This window comes from Nocardia sp. NPDC024068 (assembly GCF_040638875.1).
GTDB lineage: Bacteria > Actinomycetota > Actinomycetes > Mycobacteriales > Mycobacteriaceae > Nocardia.
Genome location: NZ_JBEZYU010000044.1, coordinates 32,724 through 49,199, shown reverse-complemented (window position 1 = coordinate 49,199; position 16,476 = coordinate 32,724). Strand labels below are relative to the sequence as shown.

Genomic DNA, 16,476 nt, shown 5'->3' with positions numbered 1-16,476 from the left:
AACCCTCGCCTCGGCGGCCGCGGGCTTCTTCTGGGGCAACCTGGCAGCCCTCGAAGCGCATGTGGCGAAGCCACGAGTCTCGAGGGCTGACAGCAGACGCTAAGGGGGCCGAACCCCGCGCGCGCCAGCGCGCCAATAAACACAGCACCTTGGCGAGCAGGGTCACCTGCCCCACCTTGGCGAGCAGGGTCACCTGCCCCACCTTGGCGAGCAAGGTCACCTGCCCACCTTCGCGGGTAAGGCCACCTCCCCACCCCTGCGAGCAGCCGTGCTTCAACGCTTCCGTGGACCGTGCGCCCGGCAGTTGCTCCGCAACCTGCCCTGCAAGTGGCCCGCCCCTCCGCAACTATCCGTTTCGGATCCCGGCCGGACGCATCCCCGGGTACGCCCCACCCCCAACCCTCCGATGCCGACCTCGGGTGTCCGCATCCACAGACGCGCACCCCGGCCCCCACGCCGTCGCGGTCGTCACAAATAGACTCGGTGACATGAGTGACGGTCTGTTCGATATGCCCGGTGCGGGGCCGGTCACGGAGGGGTTGGGGTCCCCGGATCAGGCCGCGCGTGAGGCGGGGGTCCGGGCTCCGCTCGCGGTTCGCATGCGTCCGGCTTCGCTGGACGAGGTCGTGGGGCAGCAGCATCTGCTCGGCCCCGGTTCCCCGCTGCGGCGGCTGGTGGAGGGTTCCGGTGCGGCTTCCGTGCTGCTCTACGGTCCGCCCGGGACGGGTAAGACCACCCTGGCGTCGCTCATCTCCTATGCCACCGGCCGCCGGTTCGAGGCATTGTCGGCATTGTCTGCGGGTGTCAAGGAGGTGCGGGCCGTGATCGATGTGGCCCGCCGGCGATTGACGGCGGGGGAGCAGACGGTGTTGTTCATCGACGAGGTGCACCGTTTCTCCAAGACCCAGCAGGACGCCCTGCTCGCCGCGGTCGAGAATCGGATCGTGCTGCTGGTGGGCGCCACCACCGAGAATCCGTCGTTCTCGGTGGTGTCGCCGCTGCTGTCGCGGTCGCTGGTGTTGCAGTTGCATTCGCTCGAGCCGGAGGATATCGGGGCCGTGCTGGCCCGGGCGCTGGCCGATCCGCGGGGGCTGGACGGGCATTTCACTGTGTCCGAGGAGGCACTCGACCATATTGTCCGGATCGCCGGAGGTGATGCCCGGCGGGCGCTGACGGCGCTGGAGGCGTCGGCGGAATCGTCGCTCGACGGCCGCATCGATCTCGATCTGGTGGCGGCGAGCGTCGACAGGGCCGCCGTCCGGTACGACCGGGCGGGCGATCAGCACTACGACGTGATCAGTGCGTTCATCAAATCGATCCGCGGTTCGGATGTCGACGCCGCCCTGCACTATCTGGCCCGGATGCTGACCGCGGGTGAGGATCCCCGTTTCATCGCGCGGCGGCTGATGATCCATGCCAGTGAGGACATCGGGATGGCCGATCCCACCGCGCTGCAGACGGCCACGGCCGCGGCGCAGGTCGTGCAGCTGGTGGGGTTGCCGGAGGCTCGGCTGGCGCTGGCCCAGGCGACCATCCATCTGGCGACGGCGCCGAAATCGGGTGCGGTGGTGGCGGCGCTGGGCGCGGCGATGGCCGATGTGGCGGCGGGTAAGGCGGGGGCGGTGCCGCCGCATCTGCGTGACGGGCACTATCCGGGCGCCGCGGCCCTGGGAAACGCACAGGGTTACCGGTACCCGCACGACGATCCGGACGGGGTGCTGGCGCAGCAGTATCCTCCCGACGAACTCGTGGGCGTGGATTACTACCAACCCACCGGTCACGGGCACGAACGGACCGTGGGACCCCGGGTGAGCACGTTGCGCAGGATCGTTCGCGGCCTGCGATCCGGAAACCCGGCTCGGTGAAAAACGGGGTGCACGGCACCGGTAGGCTGGATATTCGTGCAGACCCACGAGATCAGACGGCGGTTCCTGGACCATTTCGTTAGTGCCGGGCATACGGAGGTGCCCAGTGCATCGCTGATCCTCGACGATCCGAATCTGCTGTTCGTGAACGCGGGCATGGTGCAGTTCAAACCGTACTTCCTCGGCCAGCAGACCCCGCCCTACCCCCGGGCGACCAGTGTGCAGAAATGTGTGCGCACCGGTGATATCGAGGAAGTCGGCGTTACCACGCGGCACAACACCTTCTTCCAGATGGCGGGCAATTTCTCCTTCGGCGACTACTTCAAGGAAGGCGCCATCCGCTTCGCCTGGGACCTGATCACCAGATCCCAGGAGGACGGCGGGTACGGATTCGATCCGGAGCGCATCTGGGTCACCGCCTACGAAGCCGATCCGGAGGCCGCCCGGATCTGGCGGGAGGTCGTGGGGATTCCCGAGGAGCGGATCCAGTTCCGCGACGGTAAGGACAACTACTGGGATATGGGTGTACCCGGTCCCGGTGGGCCCTGTTCGGAGATCTACTACGACCGCGGCCCCGAACACGGGCGTGACGGCGGGCCGGTGGCCGACGAGGACCGCTACCTGGAGATCTGGAACCTGGTCTTCATGCAGGACATTCGCGGCGAGGACAGCCCGAAGCTCGGGTTCCCGCCGGTCGGCGTGCTGCCGAAGAAGAACATCGATACCGGTATGGGTGTCGAGCGGATCGCGATGCTGCTGCAGGGCGTCGAGAACGTGTACGAGACCGATCTGCTGCGCCCGATCATCGACCGGGCCGAGGAACTCACCGGCCGCTCCTACGGTGTCGAGCATGCCGATGATGTGCGATTCCGGGTTATCGCCGACCACGCCCGCACCTCGGCGATGCTGATCGCCGACGGTGTCAATCCCGGGAACGACGGCCGGGGTTATGTGCTGCGCCGGTTGTTGCGCCGGATCGTGCGCTCGGCTCGGCTGCTCGGCGCCGAACAACCGGTGATGAGTGATTTCATGCGCGTCGTGAGTGAGCTGATGGCGCCGTCCTATCCGGAGCTGGCCACCGACTTCGGGCGGATCGAAACGGTCGCCGTAGGTGAGGAGACCGCCTTCCGCAAGACCCTCAGCACCGGGTCGAAACTGTTCGACGAGACGGCCGAGCAGGTGAAGGCCGCCACTGCGTCCGGTAAGACCGGCACCATCTCCGGCGCCGACGCTTTCACCCTGCACGACACCTACGGCTTCCCGATCGATCTGACCCTGGAGATGGCCGCCGAGGCCGGGTTGTCGGTGGACGAGTCGGGTTTCCGGTCGCTCATGGCCGAGCAGCGGCGCCGGGCGAAGGAGGACGCGCACGCGCGTAAGCACGCCCACGCGGACCTGTCGGTGTACAAGGAGCTGGTCGACCGCGGTGATACGGAGTTCACCGGTTTCGACGAATTGACCTCCGAGGCGCAGGTGCTGGCCTTGATCGCCGACGGTGTCCGGGTGCCGACCGCGGTCGCCGGAACCGATATCGAGGTGATCCTGGACCGCAGCCCGCTCTACGCCGAATCCGGTGGCCAGATCGCCGATCGCGGCAGCATCACGGCGGCGGGAACCAAGCTCACCGTCAACGATGTGCAGAAGATCGCGAAGAAGCTCTGGGTGCACCGGTGCACGGTGGATCAGGGGCAGATCACCGAAGGTGATGTGGTGCTGGCCCAGGTGGATCCGGCCTGGCGGCGGGGCGCCACCCAGGGGCATTCCGGTACGCATATGGTGCATGCCGCGCTGCGGCAGATCCTCGGGCCCAACGCGGTGCAGGCGGGTTCGATGAACAAGCCCGGCTATCTGCGCTTCGACTTCAACTGGCAGGGCCAGCTCAGTGAGCAGCAGAAGGCCGATATCGAGGCCGTGTCCAACGACGGTGTGGGCGCCGACTACCCGGTGAACACCTTCGTCACCGACCTGCCGAAGGCGCGCGAGATGGGTGCACTGGCCCTGTTCGGCGAGAACTACGGTGACCGGGTGCGTGTGGTGGAGATGGGCGGGCCGTTCTCCATGGAGCTGTGCGGCGGCACCCATGTGGGCCATTCCTCGCAGATCGGCCCGATCACGCTGCTGGGTGAATCCTCGGTCGGTTCGGGGGTTCGGCGGGTGGAGGCGTTCGTGGGCCTGGATTCATATCGGCATCTGGCCAAGGAACGGGCGTTGCTCGCCGGGGTCGCGTCGATGCTGAAGGTGCCCTCGGACGAGGTGCCGGGCCGGGTCGAACAGCTGGTGGACCGGCTGAAGGTGGCCGAGAAGGAGATCGAACGGACCAAGGCCGCCGCGGTGCTGTCCTCGGCGGGCGCGTACGCCGACGCCGCCGAACGCCTCGGTGAGGTGCTGCTGGTCGCGGCGGCGGCACCGGAGGGTGTGGCGGCCGGCGACCTGCGGACACTGGCCACCGATATCCGGGGGCGGCTGGGTAGCACCCCCGCCGTCGTGGTGTTGCTCGGAAATAACGAGGGCAAGGTGCCGTTCGTGGTGACCGTGAACAAACCGGCCCAGGAGAAGGGTTTCGCCGCAGGGGAGCTCGTCGGTGTCTTCGGTCCGAGTATCTCGGGCCGGGGTGGGGGCAAGCCGGAGATGGCCCAGGGCGCCGGTTCGGACCCCTCGGGTATCGAGGCGGGTCTGGCGGCGGTCCGCGGCCATATCGGCGCGCACGCCCGCTGATGGCGGCGTCCGGTGCCGGACCCTCGGTCGACCGGCCCGATCCCCGCCGTGATCCGGGCCGGGGCCGGCGGCTGGGTATCGATGTGGGCAGTGTCCGTATCGGTGTGGCGGTGAGCGATCCGGACGGGATCCTGGCGACCCCGGTGGAAACCGTGCCGCGTGACGAGAAGGCCGGCCGGTCGCGGCGCGGCGGTCGCGGCGGGAATCCCCGCGCCGGTTCGGAAGTGCCGGATGCCGGGGCGGGGCGTGGTACCGGCAAACCTCCTGCGCCCACCCCGGCGGCCGGTACGGATATCACGCGTCTCGCCGCTCTCGCGGACGAGTACGAGGTCGTGGAGGTCGTCGTCGGCCTGCCGCGGACGCTGCGCGGCGAGAAGGGGGTCTCGGCGGCTATGGCGTCGGAGTTCGCCGGAAGGTTGCGCGACGCGCTGCCCGAAGTGCCGATCCGCCTTTCCGACGAACGTTTGACTACGGTGTCTGCTGCACGCGCTCTGCGGGACAGCGGTGTTCGAGCGCGCGGACAGCGGCAGGTTATCGACCAAGCGGCCGCCGTTTCGATCCTGCAGAGCTGGTTGGACGAACGGAGTTCGATGATGAGGTCGGCCGAGGACGCGGGGCACGCCGCGTTGTCCGGAGACGATGAATGACGGATCGATGGGCGCAGGCGGAGGCGCGATTCCGGCAGCGTGAGGCCGAGCGGAAGTACCGCCGTGACGACCGGGCCTGGGCGCAGTCGCGCCGGGCCCCGGCGCCGGTCGCCGCCGAACCGGACGGGTTCGCCGAACCGGATACCGGCTGGGACCCGTATGAGGACGACGACACCGCCGTCATCCCGCGCTATGTCGACGAGGATTTCGACGACGAGGATTTCGACGACGACGAACTCGACGAGCCCGAACCCAGACCACGCAGCCATCGCCGCGCCCGTCCCGGGACCCGCACCGCACCCCGGGGCGGGCGTGCCGCCGCCCGTAAGGCCGCCCGGAAAGACGAGGGCGGCCGTCGCCGGATGATCTGGGTGGCCGCCGCGGTACTCCTCGTCCTGGTTCTCGGCACCGGCGTCTACAAATTCGTCAACCGCTACACCCCGGCCGAGGATTTCGCGGGCCCCGGTGGTGCGGCGGTGGTGGTGCAGGTGAAATCCGGCGATACCGCCACCGAGATCGCCGAGACGATGGCGGACGCGGGTGTCGTCGCCAGCTCCGCGGCGTTCTACGAGGCCGCTGTGCAGAGCGAGGGGATGAACGCCGTGCAGCCCGGGTTCTACGCGGTGCCCGAGCGCAGCCCGGCCGCCGACGCGGTGGCGGCGCTGGTGTCGCCCGGATCGAGGGTCGGCAATGTGGTGATCTCCGAGGGCCGCCAGTTGCACGATCAGCACGATGTGAACACCGGCGCCCGCAAGGAGGGGATCTACACCAAGATCGCCGCCGCCAGCTGCGTCGGTGCCGAGCCCGAACGCCGGTGCGTCACCTACGAACAGCTCGAAGAAGCCGGCGCGAATCCCGATCCGGCCGCGCTCGGCGTACCGGAATGGGCGGTGGAAGGGGTCCGTCAGGTCCCGGATCGGCGCCGTCAGCTCGAGGGGCTGATCGCGGCGGGCAGCCTGGATTTCGATCCGAGCGGTTCCGCTCAGGACATCCTGCGCCAGCTGGTCACCGAGAGCGCCCGCAGCTACGAGGCCACCGGGTTGCTCGAATCGGGCAACATCAACGGTCTGAGCCCCTACCAGACCCTGATCGGCGCCTCCCTCATCGAGCGGGAAGCCCTGCCCCAGGACATGAGCAAGGTCGCCCGGGTGATCGTGAACCGCCTGGAGGTGGATCAGCCGCTGCAGTTCGATTCGACGGTCAACTACGCGCTGGACAAGACCGAGGTCGCCACCACCGACTCCGATCGTTCCCAGACCACCCCGTGGAACACCTATGCCATGCCCGGACTGCCCGCGACGCCGATCTCCGCGCCGTCACTGGCGGCGATGGAGGCGATGGAGACACCCGAGCCCGGTAACTGGCTGTACTTCGTCACCGTCGACAAAGAGGGCACCACGCTGTTCACGCAGAGCTACAGCGAGCATCTGCAGAACATCGATCTGGCCATGGAGAGCGGGATCCTCGACAGTGGCCGCTGATTCGGCGGCGGCCGGTCCGGCGCCGCGCCGCGCCGCGGTGCTGGGTAGTCCCGTCGCCCATTCGAAATCACCGCTGCTGCATCTGGCCGCCTATCGCGCGCTGGGCCTGGACTGGACCTATGAGCGCATCGAATGCACCGCCGACCGGCTGCCGGGCCTGGTGGACGGGATGGGCCCGGAATGGGTCGGCCTGTCGGTGACCATGCCCGGCAAGGAAGCCGCCCTGGCGTACGCGGACGAGCGCACCGAACGGGCGGTGCTGGTCGGATCGGCCAATACGCTGGTACGGACCGCGACCGGATGGCGTGCCGACTGTACGGATGTGGACGGTGTGCTCGGCGCGCTGCGTAGCGGCGGGGTCACCGAGGTGTCGCGGGCGGTCGTGCTGGGAGCCGGCGGCACCGCCCGGCCCGCGTTGCTCGCCCTGGCCGAACTGGGGGCCCGTGACGTCACCGTTGTCGCGCGGGATGCCGGTCGTGCGGCCGGAGCCCGCGCGCTGGCCGAGCAACTGGGCGCGGACACGGAAGTGATCGGCTTCGATTCACCCGAACTGGAGGGCCGGTGCGCCGCGGCAGCGGCGGTGGTGAGCACCGTGCCTCATCAGGCGGCGGCCGCGGTGGCCGGTTCGGTGGCGCGGGCGCCGGTGGTGCTCGACGCGCTCTACAACCCCTGGCCCACGCCGTTGGCGGAGGCCGTGGCCGCGGCCGGGCATACCGTTGTCAGTGGCCTGCGGATGCTGCTCGAACAGGCATACGGGCAGGTCGAGCAGTTCACCGGGCGGCCCGCGCCGCGTGCGGAAATGGCTGCCGCGCTCGTATGACGGGGCGCCGGACACCGGGCGATATTCTGTAACGGGTTCTAGCCGGCGTCACGGGGCGTTATGGTGATCTCCATGACTGCGTGGTTGTTGCGGGCATTGGCGCTCGGAGGCCTGGCCGTCGTGTTGCGAGTACTGCTCGGATTCGCGATGGGCTTCATCCCCACCTACGGAATATGGCTGCGCCTGCTGTGCCTGGTGATCCTCATCGGGGCGGCCGTCGCGTGGGGTCTGAACGACGGCCGCGCCGACCGCCGCAAGCATGCGAACCCGGAACACGGCGCCGATCTGACCATTCTGTGGCTGCAGGCCGGAGTGCTCGGCGGTATCTTGTGCGGTCTGGTCTCGTGGGTCCTGGACTTCGTCCCGGGCGTCGATCTCGGCGACGCGGGGCTGCTCTTCGAAGCGACCGCGGCCTCGGCCTTCATCGTGCTGCTGATCTTCGTTCCCGCGCTGATCGGCGTCGGGGTGGGCCGGCGGCTGGCCAAACGGGACCGTAAGCGCTCGGCGAACACCGATGTCCTGAGCCCGGCGGGGTCGGCGGCCTGATCTCCGGCCGCGGATGAATCCGCGGTGCGGGCCGGGCCGCTGGGTGGAAGTATGCGGGGCGAGTGCCTGCCAGAACGATTCGGTCCAGGCCCGATGGTGTCCGTCCGGCCGCGTATCTTCCCGGGCGTGCTCCCCAGGTGAGGAATGCCGGGAGTTCGCGGGGACCACTCCGGCCGAATTCCGCCGTACGCTCACAACTGGACCTGCCAACTCGTTCCCGATCCAGAGCGGCGGACGGGATCCCCGGCCCGGGCGGTGATCGCGGCCGCGGGCCGAGGACACAGCGAGCCGGGACGGGGATCGCGCGTCAGAGGAGTACGGCGCCGCCCCCGGCGGATCCGGCGCCGGCGACCGCCGAGTAAGCCGCGGCGAGCAGAGCCGGATCGGGGCCCTCGAGGCGGCCGGGTTTGGCCAATCCGTCGAGTACCACGAACCGCAGCACACCGGAACGGGTCTTCTTGTCGGTCTGCATCCCCTCCAGCAGCTGGGGCAGCGCGTCCGGGTCGTAGGTGGTGGGCAGGCCGACGCTTTCCAGAATGCTGCGATGCCGGTCGGCGGTCACGTCGTCGAGACGCCCGGCGAGCCGTCCCAGCTCGGCGGCGAACACCAGGCCCACCGATACCGCCGCGCCGTGCCGCCAGCGATAGCGTTCCCGGCGTTCGATGGCGTGGCCCAGGGTATGGCCGTAGTTCAGGATCTCGCGCAGCGCCGATTCCTTCAGATCGGCGGCGACCACCTCCGCCTTGACCGCGATGGCCCGGCGGATCAGCTCCGGAAGGACTTCGCCCGCCGGGTCGAGCGCCGCCTGCGGATCGCGCTCCACCAGATCGAGGATCACCGGGTCGGCGATGAAACCGGCCTTGATGATCTCCGCCATCCCGGCGACGATCTCGTTGCGCGGCACGGTTTCCAGGGTGACCAGATCCACCAGCACGGCCGACGGTTCGTGGAAGCAGCCCACCAGGTTCTTACCGGCCTCGGTGTTGATCCCGGTCTTACCGCCCACCGCGGCGTCCACCATGGCGAGCAGCGTGGTCGGCACATGCACGATCTGCACGCCGCGCATCCAGGTCGCGGCGACGAAGCCGGCCAGATCGGTGGCCGCGCCGCCGCCCAGGCTCACGACCACATCGCTGCGGGTGAGGCCGATCCGGCCCAGCACCTCCCAGCAGAAACCGGCGACCGCGAGTTCCTTGCCGGCCTCGGCGTCGGGGATCTCGACGCGGTGGGCGTCGAGTCCCGCCTCGGCCAGCGTGCCGCGGACCACCTCGGCGGTCTCCACCAGCGACGGCTGGTGGAAGAGCGCGACGGTGCGCACACCGCCCGCGCCGGTGACCACGTCCACGAGGTCACCGAGCAGGCCGCGGCCGATGATCACCGGATAGGGCCGGTCGGTGCGGACCTCGATACGCGTCGGTTCTGTCACGTGTGCTGCTCCGATCCTGTCTCTGTCTGCTCGGCCTGTTCTCGTTGCTGCCGGCGGGCCCGCGCCCGCCGCGCCCGCGCCCGGCGCGAGCGGCCCGGGGTTCGCATCTCGGTGCCGGACTCGGGTCCGGCCGGGTTTCCGGCGGCCTGGTCGCCGGGGGCGTTCGTGGTATCGGCGGTCTCGGTGGCCGCCGTGGCGGCGCGCTGCTGGGTGGCCGAGCGACGCGCCCGGGCCCTGCGGCGCGCCCGGGACCTGCTGGTGCGCTGCGGGTTCGCGGTGGTGTCGGGAGTGGATGGGTCCGCGGTGACCCGCACCGATTCCAAGGACAGTTTGCCCAGAATCGATCGGACCACCCGGCCGGGGCTGCGACCGTCGGTCCGCACGCGCACAGTGGTGACCTCCCGGTACAGCGGGCGCCGGATCCGCATGAGCTCCCGGTACTTCGCGCCCGGATCGGCGCCGCCCAGCAGCGGCCGGTGGGTGCTCGCGCCGGTGCGGCGCAGCCCTTCGGCGAGGCTGATCTCCAGGTAGACCACAGTCCGCTCGCGCAGCAGCGCCCGAGTGCGTTCGGACAGCACGGCACCGCCGCCCAGCGACACCACACCGCGTTCGGTCCGTAGCGCCCGGCCCACGATCTCTTCCTCGATCCGGCGGAATCCGGGTTCGCCTTCGGCGGCGAAGATCTCCGGAATGGTCCGGCCGGCCGCCTCCTCGATCCCGGCGTCGGTGTCGTAGAGTTCGACGCCCAGCTCGCGGGCCAGTTTCCGCCCGATCGTGGTTTTTCCCGCCCCGGGAGGTCCGATCAGCACCACCGGCAGGGTGTGCGGATCGGTCTGCGTGGTCATTACGCCGGGTCGGCGGCGACCGGATCGCCCGCGCTCACATGCAGGCGCCCGCTGATCCGCTTGCGGTAGCCGTCCAGATTGCTCACCGTCTCGGCCATCGAATCGCCGCCGAACTTCTCCAGGACGGCCTGGGCCACCACCAGGGCGACCATCGATTCGGCCACCACGCCGGCCGCGGGCACCGCGCAGACATCGGAGCGCTGGTGGATCGCCACCGCTTCCTCGCCGGTGCTCATATCGACCGTGGCCAGGGCCCGCGGCACCGTGGAGATCGGTTTCATGGCGGCCCGGACCCGCAGCGCCTCGCCGTTGGTCATGCCGCCTTCGAGGCCGCCCGCGCGGTTGGTGGACCGCAGCACGCCGTCGGGGCCCGGCCGCATCTCGTCGTGTGCCAGGCTGCCGCGCCGGCGCGCGGTCTCGAAGCCGTCGCCGACCTCGACACCCTTGATCGCCTGGATGCCCATGAGCGCGGCCGCGAGCCGGGAATCGAGCCGGTTCTCGCCGCTGGTGAACGAGCCCAAACCGATCGGCAGCCCCGATACGACGACCTCGACCACCCCGCCGAGGGTGTCACCGTCCTTCTTCGCCGCCTCGATCTCGGCGATCATCGCGGCCTCGGCCGCCGGATCGAAGGCGCGGACCGGGCTCGCGTCGATCGCGGCCAGATCACCGGCGGCGGGTACCACACCGGTGGTGTTCGCCGCGGTACCGATGGAGACGACATGGGAGACGACCTCCACGCCGACCGCCTGGCGCAGGAAGCCGCGCGCGACGGTACCGGCCGCCACCCGGGCGGCGGTTTCGCGGGCGCTGGCGCGTTCCAGTACGGGCCGGGCGTCGTCGAAGCCGTACTTGAGCATCCCCGAATAATCGGCGTGGCCGGGCCGCGGCCGGGTCAGTGGGGCGTTGCGGGCCTGATCGGCGAGTTCGGCCTCGTCCACCGGGTCGGCGGACATGACGGTGGTCCATTTGGGCCATTCGGAATTGGCCACCTCGATGGCGACCGGCCCACCCATGGTGCGGCCGTGCCGGACTCCGCCGATCACGGTGACCTTGTCGGCCTCGAACTTCATCCGGGCGCCGCGGCCGTAACCGAGCCGCCGGCGGGCCAGTTGCGCGGAAATCTCCTCCGAGGTCACCTCGACACCGGCGACCATCCCCTCGAGGATGGCGACGAGAGCGGGTCCGTGAGATTCTCCAGCAGTTATCCAGCGCAGCACGCCGACCATCTTCCCATGTCGGCGCGACGACCGGGGCACGTGGTCGACGGAGTTCGGCGGCCCGCCGGGGAGGCGCCGACCGGGATTGCCGGGTGATCACCACACAACCAGCCCGATCAGCGTCGCGACACACATGGACGGCCCGTGCGGCACGGTCGCCACGTGGTGGTCCGGGGAGCGGGACCGGGCGCGAATGCCGGGATCCCCGGGTGCCGCGGCGGATCCCGTGCGCGCGGCCAGCAACAGCCCGGCACCGGCCGCGGCCGTGCACAGCGGTGCCGCCACCGCCGACCACACCCAGGCGTGGGTACCGCCGCCGAGGGCCGCCACCGCACCCAGCCCGAGCGCCAGCTTCACATCACCGGCGCCGAGTGCCGCCGGTCGCAGCAGATGGACGACGAGATACGGCACCGCCAGCAGGACCGCGCCGCGGATCGCCGTGCCGAACTCCCCGGCCGCGGCGGCACAGCCCAGCACGACGCCGGCGCCCGGCAGCGTGAGCCGGTTCGGCAGCCGCCGGGTCCGGATATCGGCGACGCTCAGCGCGCAGCACCACAGGAGTACGAGGAGAAATCCGAGTTCCGCCATGCCTTCACGATCGCGGCCGGAGCGCCCCGGTAGGGGCCACGATCGTCGAATGTGGACAACTCCGCGGGCACCCGCGAAATGTGAACAGTGAGTGCTCCGGATTCTTCTTGCCCGCCCGACCTTGTGTCCGGCCCGCCGGTCGGCGGTAACTTTGTTCCATGTCTGCTGATGCCGGCCGTGGCCCACTGGTCCGGCCCGATTACGCCACCCGGCGCGGGTTGCTGCGCAACCTGCTGGTGGAAAACGAGATCGACGGCCTGCTGGTCACCGATCTGGTGAATATCCGCTACCTCACCGGTTTCACCGGCTCCAACGCCGCGCTCCTGGTGCACTCCTGGGACACCCCCGGTGCCGAGGATCGCACGGTGATCGCCACCGACGGCCGATACGACACCCAGGTGGCCGCCCAGGTGCCCGATCTGCGGGCCGAGATAGCCCGCGCAGTCACGCGACGGGTGGCCGAACTCGCGGGCGAATGGAAATTCGGGCGGCTCGGCTACGAAAGCCATATCGTCACCGTCGATCAGCATCGCGCGCTGCTCGAGCTGGCTACGGGACTGGAGTTCGTTGCCACCCCCGGCCTGGTCGAACAGTTGCGGATGGTCAAGGACGACTACGAGGTGCACCGGCTCCGCGCCGCCTGCGCGGTCGGCGACGAGGCCCTTGCCGCGCTGCTGGAGAACGGGGCACTGCGACCCGGACGCACCGAGCGCCAGGTCGCCCGGGATCTGGAATGGGCCATGTTCGAGCGCGGTGCGGCGGGAATCGCCTTCGAGACCATCGTGGCCACGGGGGCCAACTCCGCGATACCGCATCACCGCCCCACCGACGCGGTGCTGGCGACGGGGGATTTCGTGAAGATGGATTTCGGGGCCGTCGTGGACGGCTACCACTCGGATATGACCCGGACCTTCGTTCTCGGCGCCCCCGCGCAGTGGCAGCGTGAGGTCTATGATCTCGTGCACGCCGCCCAGCGCGCCGGGCGGGAGGCCCTGCGGCCCGGAATACCGTGCGCCGATGTGGACGCCGCGGCGCGGGAGGTCATCGCGGCCGCCGGTCACGGGCCGTTGTTCGTCCACGGCCTGGGTCACGGAGTGGGGTTACGCATCCACGAAGCGCCCGGGATCGCCAAAACGGGCACGGGTACACTCCAGTCTGGCGTGGCGGTGACCGTCGAACCAGGTGTGTACTTTCCCGGCCGCGGCGGGGTCCGTATCGAGGACACGCTCGTGGTGCGCGAAGAGGGCCCCGACCTGCTCACCAATACCAGCAAAGACCTGACCGTCGTCGAATGACGCCGGTCGACCGAGAACCGAGGAGACCCGAGGACAGTGGCGGACACCAGCGACTTCAAGAACGGCCTCGTGCTGAAGATCGACGGTAATCTCCAGCAGATCGTCGAATTCCAGCATGTGAAGCCGGGCAAAGGTCCCGCCTTCGTGCGGACCAAGCTGAAGAACGTGCTGTCCGGCAAGATCGTCGACAAGACCTTCAACGCCGGTGTGAAGGTGGAGACCGCCACCGTGGACCGCCGGGATATGACCTACCTGTACCACGACGGTTCGGACTACGTCTTCATGGACGGCCAGACGTTCGACCAGATCACCATCGAAGAGGGCACCATCGGCGAACAGGCCCGGTTCCTGCTGGAGAACATGACCGTGCAGGTCGCCACCCACGAGGGCGCGCCGCTGTACGTGGAGCTCCCGGTCTCGGTGGAGCTCTCGGTCACCCATACCGATATCGGCCTGCAGGGCGACCGCTCCACCGGCGGAACCAAGCCGGCGACCGTCGAGACCGGGGCGGAGGTGCAGGTCCCGCTGTTCATCAACACCGGCGACAAGCTCCGCATCGACACCCGCGACGGCAGCTACCTGGGCCGCGTCAACTCCTGACGTGGCAGACCAGCCCGCGGACAAGAAATCCGCGTACAAGAAACTCGGCGCCCGCCACAAGGCCCGGCGCCGCGCGGTCGACCTGCTGTTCGAGGCCGAGGCCCGCGATATCGATCCCTCGGATCTGGCCGACGAGCGGATCGAGCTCGCCGGGCGCGATCAGGCCGTCGCGCCGGTGCACGCCTATACGCGCACCCTGGTCGACGGGATCGCCGAGGACCTCGACCGGGTCGACGGCACCATCGAGTCCTATCTGCAGGATTGGACGCTGGGCCGATTGCCCGCGGTGGATCGCGCGATCCTGCGGGTCGCGGTGTGGGAGCTGCTGTACGCCCCGGACGTCCCGCCGATCGTCGCGGTGGACGAGGCGGTGGAGCTCGCCAAGGAGCTGTCGACCGATGACTCTCCCGGGTTCGTGAACGGGGTGCTGGGGCAGGTCGTCCTGGTGGCCCCGCAGATCCGTGCGGCCGCGGCGGCCGCCGGGCGTGCCGAACCCGATGCGGAGGACTGAGGTGCGTAAGTACCTGGTGCTGGCCATGCGTACCCCGGCCTACGATCCGGCGGTCGCCGAACCGCACCGCCGGTTCCTCGCCGAATTGCGGGCCGCGGGCATGTTGCAGGAGTCCGGGCCGTTCACCGACGGCAGCGGCGGCGCCTATCTCGTGCTCGCGGATTCGCGGCCGGCCGCCGAGGCGGTGGTGTACACCGATCCGCTGCACACCACCGGCTCGTCGCAGATCACGGTCCACGAATGGGAGATCACCGGCTGACCGGTGCCGGGGCTCCCGGATTCCGCGGTCGCGTGCGCCGCACGCCTCATTGAGAGGACGATAGGGTATCTATCGCAACATCCCTTGATATCGAGGAGCGCGGACAATGACCGAGAACGCGGGCGTGACCTTGCCCGAGGGCGGGTGCACCGCCGCGGAAGCCTGGCAGATCTTCGATCGGCTGCCGGCCGCGCGGGTGGACGAGGTGACCACCGGCCGCTGGCGCGGCGAGGAGTTGCCCACCGGTCATCCGATGGACGGCACATTGTCCGAATCCGGCTGGTACGGCAAACAATTCGACGCTCCAGATCAGGTGCATCCGCTGCTGTTCACCGATGAGCGCGGCACCGTGTTCGCGGTGGATCCGCGCCGGGTTCCGCTGTCGCTGGCCGGTAAGATCCCGGCGCGCTGGCTGCGGCCGGTTCGTGGCAATCTGCGCACCCTGGCGCCGCTGTTGCGCACCCGCAAGGCCACGGCGCGGTTGCGCGATATCGAGTATCGCGGGGTGGTGAGCGCCGCGATGGTCTACGACCACCTGCCCATCATCGACCATTTCCGCCGGCTCGACGACGACTCCCTGCTCGGTGTCATGGATATGCGAGGTCTGGCCGAACCGTATTTCTTCGTACTGAAGCGCTGAGCCACGGCGCGCGGGCGCCGAAATCGGCGACCACGATCGCTCACGGCTGTGCGTGGTCCGGCCGCAGGATGATCCGGCCCAGCGGAACCCGGGATTCCACCAGCCGATGCGCTTCGGCGGCACGGTCGAGCGGCAGGATCGTCTCCACCGGAGGTGCGAGCGCCGGGACCCGTTCGAGGATGGCGGTGCGGGCCCGGCCCACCCGCGCGTGAAAGGCCGGGCCGGAGCATCCGGTCAGGGTGAGTCCGCGCGGGATCAGGTCCGCCGCCGAGACGCGTGCGGGTTCGCCGGAGAGCCAGCCGTAGCTCAGCATCCGCCCGGTTCCGGGGGTCATGGCATCGAGTAGTGCGGTTGCCGAGGCGCCGCCCAGGGAGTCGAAGACGATATCGATGGCACCGTCCGGTCTGGTGTTCGGCTCCTCGGTCCACTGGGGCGAGCGGTGGTCGATCACGTGGTCGGCGCCGAGTTCTTTCGCGCGCCGGGTCTTCTCGGGACCGCCTGCCGTGGCGATCACCCGCGCCGCGCCGAATTCCCGGGCCAGCTGGACCAGGTAGCTGCCCACTCCGGTCGCTCCCGCTTCGACCAGCACCGTTTCGCTCCCGGTGAGTGCCGCGGTTTCCAGCAGGGCCAGTGCGACCGATCCGCTCATCATCACCGCGGCCGCATCCGCGGCCGAAACATGTGCCGGTATCGGTGTCGTCGATTCGACTCTCGCGCACACGGATTCGGCATAGGACCCGGTACCGGCGGTATCGGCCACCACCCGCCGGCCCAGATGTTCGCGGCCGACGCCCGCGCCCACACCGATCACCTCTCCGGCTGCCTGGAAGCCGAACACCACCGGCAGCGGCGACGCCATCGGGAAGTCGCCGGACCGCAATCGGGTCTCGGGATACAGGACGGGGATCGCCTCGGCTCTGATGAGGACTTCGCCGGGAGCGGGCTGTGGCGCCGGTGTCTCCCGCGGCACCAGTACCTCCGGTCCGCCCGTACCCGTCATTACGATTGCCTGCATTGG

16 protein-coding genes and 1 pseudogene are annotated in these 16,476 nt (G+C 69.5%); 11 read left to right on the top strand and 6 right to left on the bottom strand.

Going from position 1 to position 16,476, the window contains the following annotated elements:
• The coding region (locus AB0F41_RS24590) for a hypothetical protein (protein WP_357427604.1) at positions 1–220 on the bottom strand (220 nt) is incomplete at its 3' end.
• A 268-nt stretch (positions 221–488) separates the two neighbouring features.
• Here AB0F41_RS24590 and AB0F41_RS24585 point away from each other — a divergent pair.
• The 6 genes from AB0F41_RS24585 to AB0F41_RS24560 all read left to right on the top strand — a co-directional run bounded on the left by AB0F41_RS24585 (position 489) and on the right by AB0F41_RS24560 (position 8,074).
• Entirely contained in the window at positions 489–1,865 is a 1,377-nt protein-coding gene (locus tag AB0F41_RS24585) for a replication-associated recombination protein A (protein WP_357427602.1), read from the top strand.
• A 36-nt stretch (positions 1,866–1,901) separates the two neighbouring features.
• The gene (gene alaS, locus AB0F41_RS24580; protein ID WP_357427600.1) at positions 1,902–4,580 is read left to right on the top strand and encodes an alanine--tRNA ligase; all 2,679 of its coding nucleotides are present in this window, start codon (positions 1,902–1,904) and stop codon (positions 4,578–4,580) included.
• Complete coding sequence (gene ruvX / locus AB0F41_RS24575; protein ID WP_357427597.1) at positions 4,580–5,227, top strand: Holliday junction resolvase RuvX; 648 nt, start codon at positions 4,580–4,582, stop codon at positions 5,225–5,227. The genes alaS and ruvX overlap by 1 nt, the downstream gene beginning before the upstream one ends.
• Complete coding sequence (locus tag AB0F41_RS24570; protein WP_357427595.1) at positions 5,224–6,708, top strand: endolytic transglycosylase MltG; 1,485 nt, start codon at positions 5,224–5,226, stop codon at positions 6,706–6,708. Before ruvX ends, AB0F41_RS24570 begins: the two co-directional genes overlap by 4 nt.
• On the top strand, positions 6,698–7,528 hold the full coding sequence (locus AB0F41_RS24565) for a shikimate dehydrogenase (RefSeq protein WP_357427593.1): 831 nt from the start codon (positions 6,698–6,700) through the stop codon (positions 7,526–7,528). The genes AB0F41_RS24570 and AB0F41_RS24565 overlap by 11 nt, the downstream gene beginning before the upstream one ends.
• A 72-nt stretch (positions 7,529–7,600) precedes the next feature.
• Positions 7,601–8,074: a B-4DMT family transporter gene (locus tag AB0F41_RS24560; RefSeq protein WP_357427591.1), complete on the top strand. Its 474-nt coding sequence runs from the start codon at positions 7,601–7,603 to the stop codon at positions 8,072–8,074.
• Between the two features lie 307 nt (positions 8,075–8,381).
• Here the strand turns inward: AB0F41_RS24560 and aroB are convergent, their stop codons facing one another.
• From aroB to AB0F41_RS24540, 4 genes and pseudogenes are all read right to left on the bottom strand, one after another.
• Entirely contained in the window at positions 8,382–9,500 is a 1,119-nt protein-coding gene (gene aroB, locus AB0F41_RS24555; protein WP_357427589.1) for a 3-dehydroquinate synthase, read from the bottom strand.
• 323 nt (positions 9,501–9,823) lie between these two features.
• Positions 9,824–10,345: pseudogene (locus tag AB0F41_RS24550) on the bottom strand (shikimate kinase); the annotation flags it as partial.
• A complete protein-coding gene (gene aroC, locus AB0F41_RS24545; RefSeq protein ID WP_357427610.1) occupies positions 10,345–11,565 on the bottom strand; it encodes a chorismate synthase in 1,221 nt (406 codons plus the stop codon). The gene aroC and the pseudogene AB0F41_RS24550, both read right to left, overlap by 1 nt.
• Before the next feature lie 96 nt (positions 11,566–11,661).
• A complete protein-coding gene (locus tag AB0F41_RS24540) occupies positions 11,662–12,153 on the bottom strand; it encodes an A24 family peptidase (protein ID WP_357427586.1) in 492 nt (163 codons plus the stop codon).
• 158 nt (positions 12,154–12,311) lie between these two features.
• Here AB0F41_RS24540 and AB0F41_RS24535 point away from each other — a divergent pair, with 158 nt between their 5' ends.
• The 5 genes from AB0F41_RS24535 to AB0F41_RS24515 all read left to right on the top strand — a co-directional run bounded on the left by AB0F41_RS24535 (position 12,312) and on the right by AB0F41_RS24515 (position 15,458).
• Complete coding sequence (locus AB0F41_RS24535; RefSeq protein WP_357427584.1) at positions 12,312–13,448, top strand: Xaa-Pro peptidase family protein; 1,137 nt, start codon at positions 12,312–12,314, stop codon at positions 13,446–13,448.
• A 36-nt stretch (positions 13,449–13,484) separates the two neighbouring features.
• A complete protein-coding gene (efp, locus tag AB0F41_RS24530) occupies positions 13,485–14,048 on the top strand; it encodes an elongation factor P (RefSeq protein WP_357427582.1) in 564 nt (187 codons plus the stop codon).
• Between the two features lies 1 nt (position 14,049).
• Positions 14,050–14,559 (top strand): transcription antitermination factor NusB, encoded by a 510-nt coding sequence (nusB, locus tag AB0F41_RS24525; protein WP_357427580.1) that lies wholly within the window; start codon positions 14,050–14,052, stop codon positions 14,557–14,559.
• A 1-nt stretch (position 14,560) separates the two neighbouring features.
• Positions 14,561–14,818, top strand: a complete 258-nt coding sequence (locus AB0F41_RS24520) for a YciI family protein (RefSeq protein ID WP_357427578.1) — start codon at positions 14,561–14,563, stop codon at positions 14,816–14,818.
• A gap of 106 nt (positions 14,819–14,924) precedes the next feature.
• Positions 14,925–15,458, top strand: a complete 534-nt coding sequence (locus AB0F41_RS24515; protein WP_357427576.1) for a DUF4334 domain-containing protein — start codon at positions 14,925–14,927, stop codon at positions 15,456–15,458.
• A 40-nt stretch (positions 15,459–15,498) separates the two neighbouring features.
• Here the strand turns inward: AB0F41_RS24515 and AB0F41_RS24510 are convergent, their stop codons facing one another.
• Entirely contained in the window at positions 15,499–16,473 is a 975-nt protein-coding gene (locus AB0F41_RS24510) for a zinc-binding dehydrogenase (RefSeq protein ID WP_357427574.1), read from the bottom strand.
• Between the last annotated feature and the right edge of the window lie 3 nt (positions 16,474–16,476).

What these genes read in the sequence shown, in the direction of transcription:
- AB0F41_RS24540 (WP_357427586.1), bottom strand. Translation starts at nt 12,153, where the DNA reads ATGGCGGAACTCGGATTTCTCCTCGTACTCCTGTGGTGCTGCGCGCTG.
- AB0F41_RS24510 (WP_357427574.1), bottom strand. Translation starts at nt 16,473, where the DNA reads ATGCAGGCAATCGTAATGACGGGTACGGGCGGACCGGAGGTACTGGTG.
- AB0F41_RS24585 (WP_357427602.1), top strand. Translation starts at nt 489, where the DNA reads ATGAGTGACGGTCTGTTCGATATGCCCGGTGCGGGGCCGGTCACGGAG.
- AB0F41_RS24535 (WP_357427584.1), top strand. Translation starts at nt 12,312, where the DNA reads ATGTCTGCTGATGCCGGCCGTGGCCCACTGGTCCGGCCCGATTACGCC.
- AB0F41_RS24515 (WP_357427576.1), top strand. Translation starts at nt 14,925, where the DNA reads ATGACCGAGAACGCGGGCGTGACCTTGCCCGAGGGCGGGTGCACCGCC.
- ruvX (WP_357427597.1), top strand. Translation starts at nt 4,580, where the DNA reads ATGGCGGCGTCCGGTGCCGGACCCTCGGTCGACCGGCCCGATCCCCGC.
- AB0F41_RS24560 (WP_357427591.1), top strand. Translation starts at nt 7,601, where the DNA reads ATGACTGCGTGGTTGTTGCGGGCATTGGCGCTCGGAGGCCTGGCCGTC.
- AB0F41_RS24570 (WP_357427595.1), top strand. Translation starts at nt 5,224, where the DNA reads ATGACGGATCGATGGGCGCAGGCGGAGGCGCGATTCCGGCAGCGTGAG.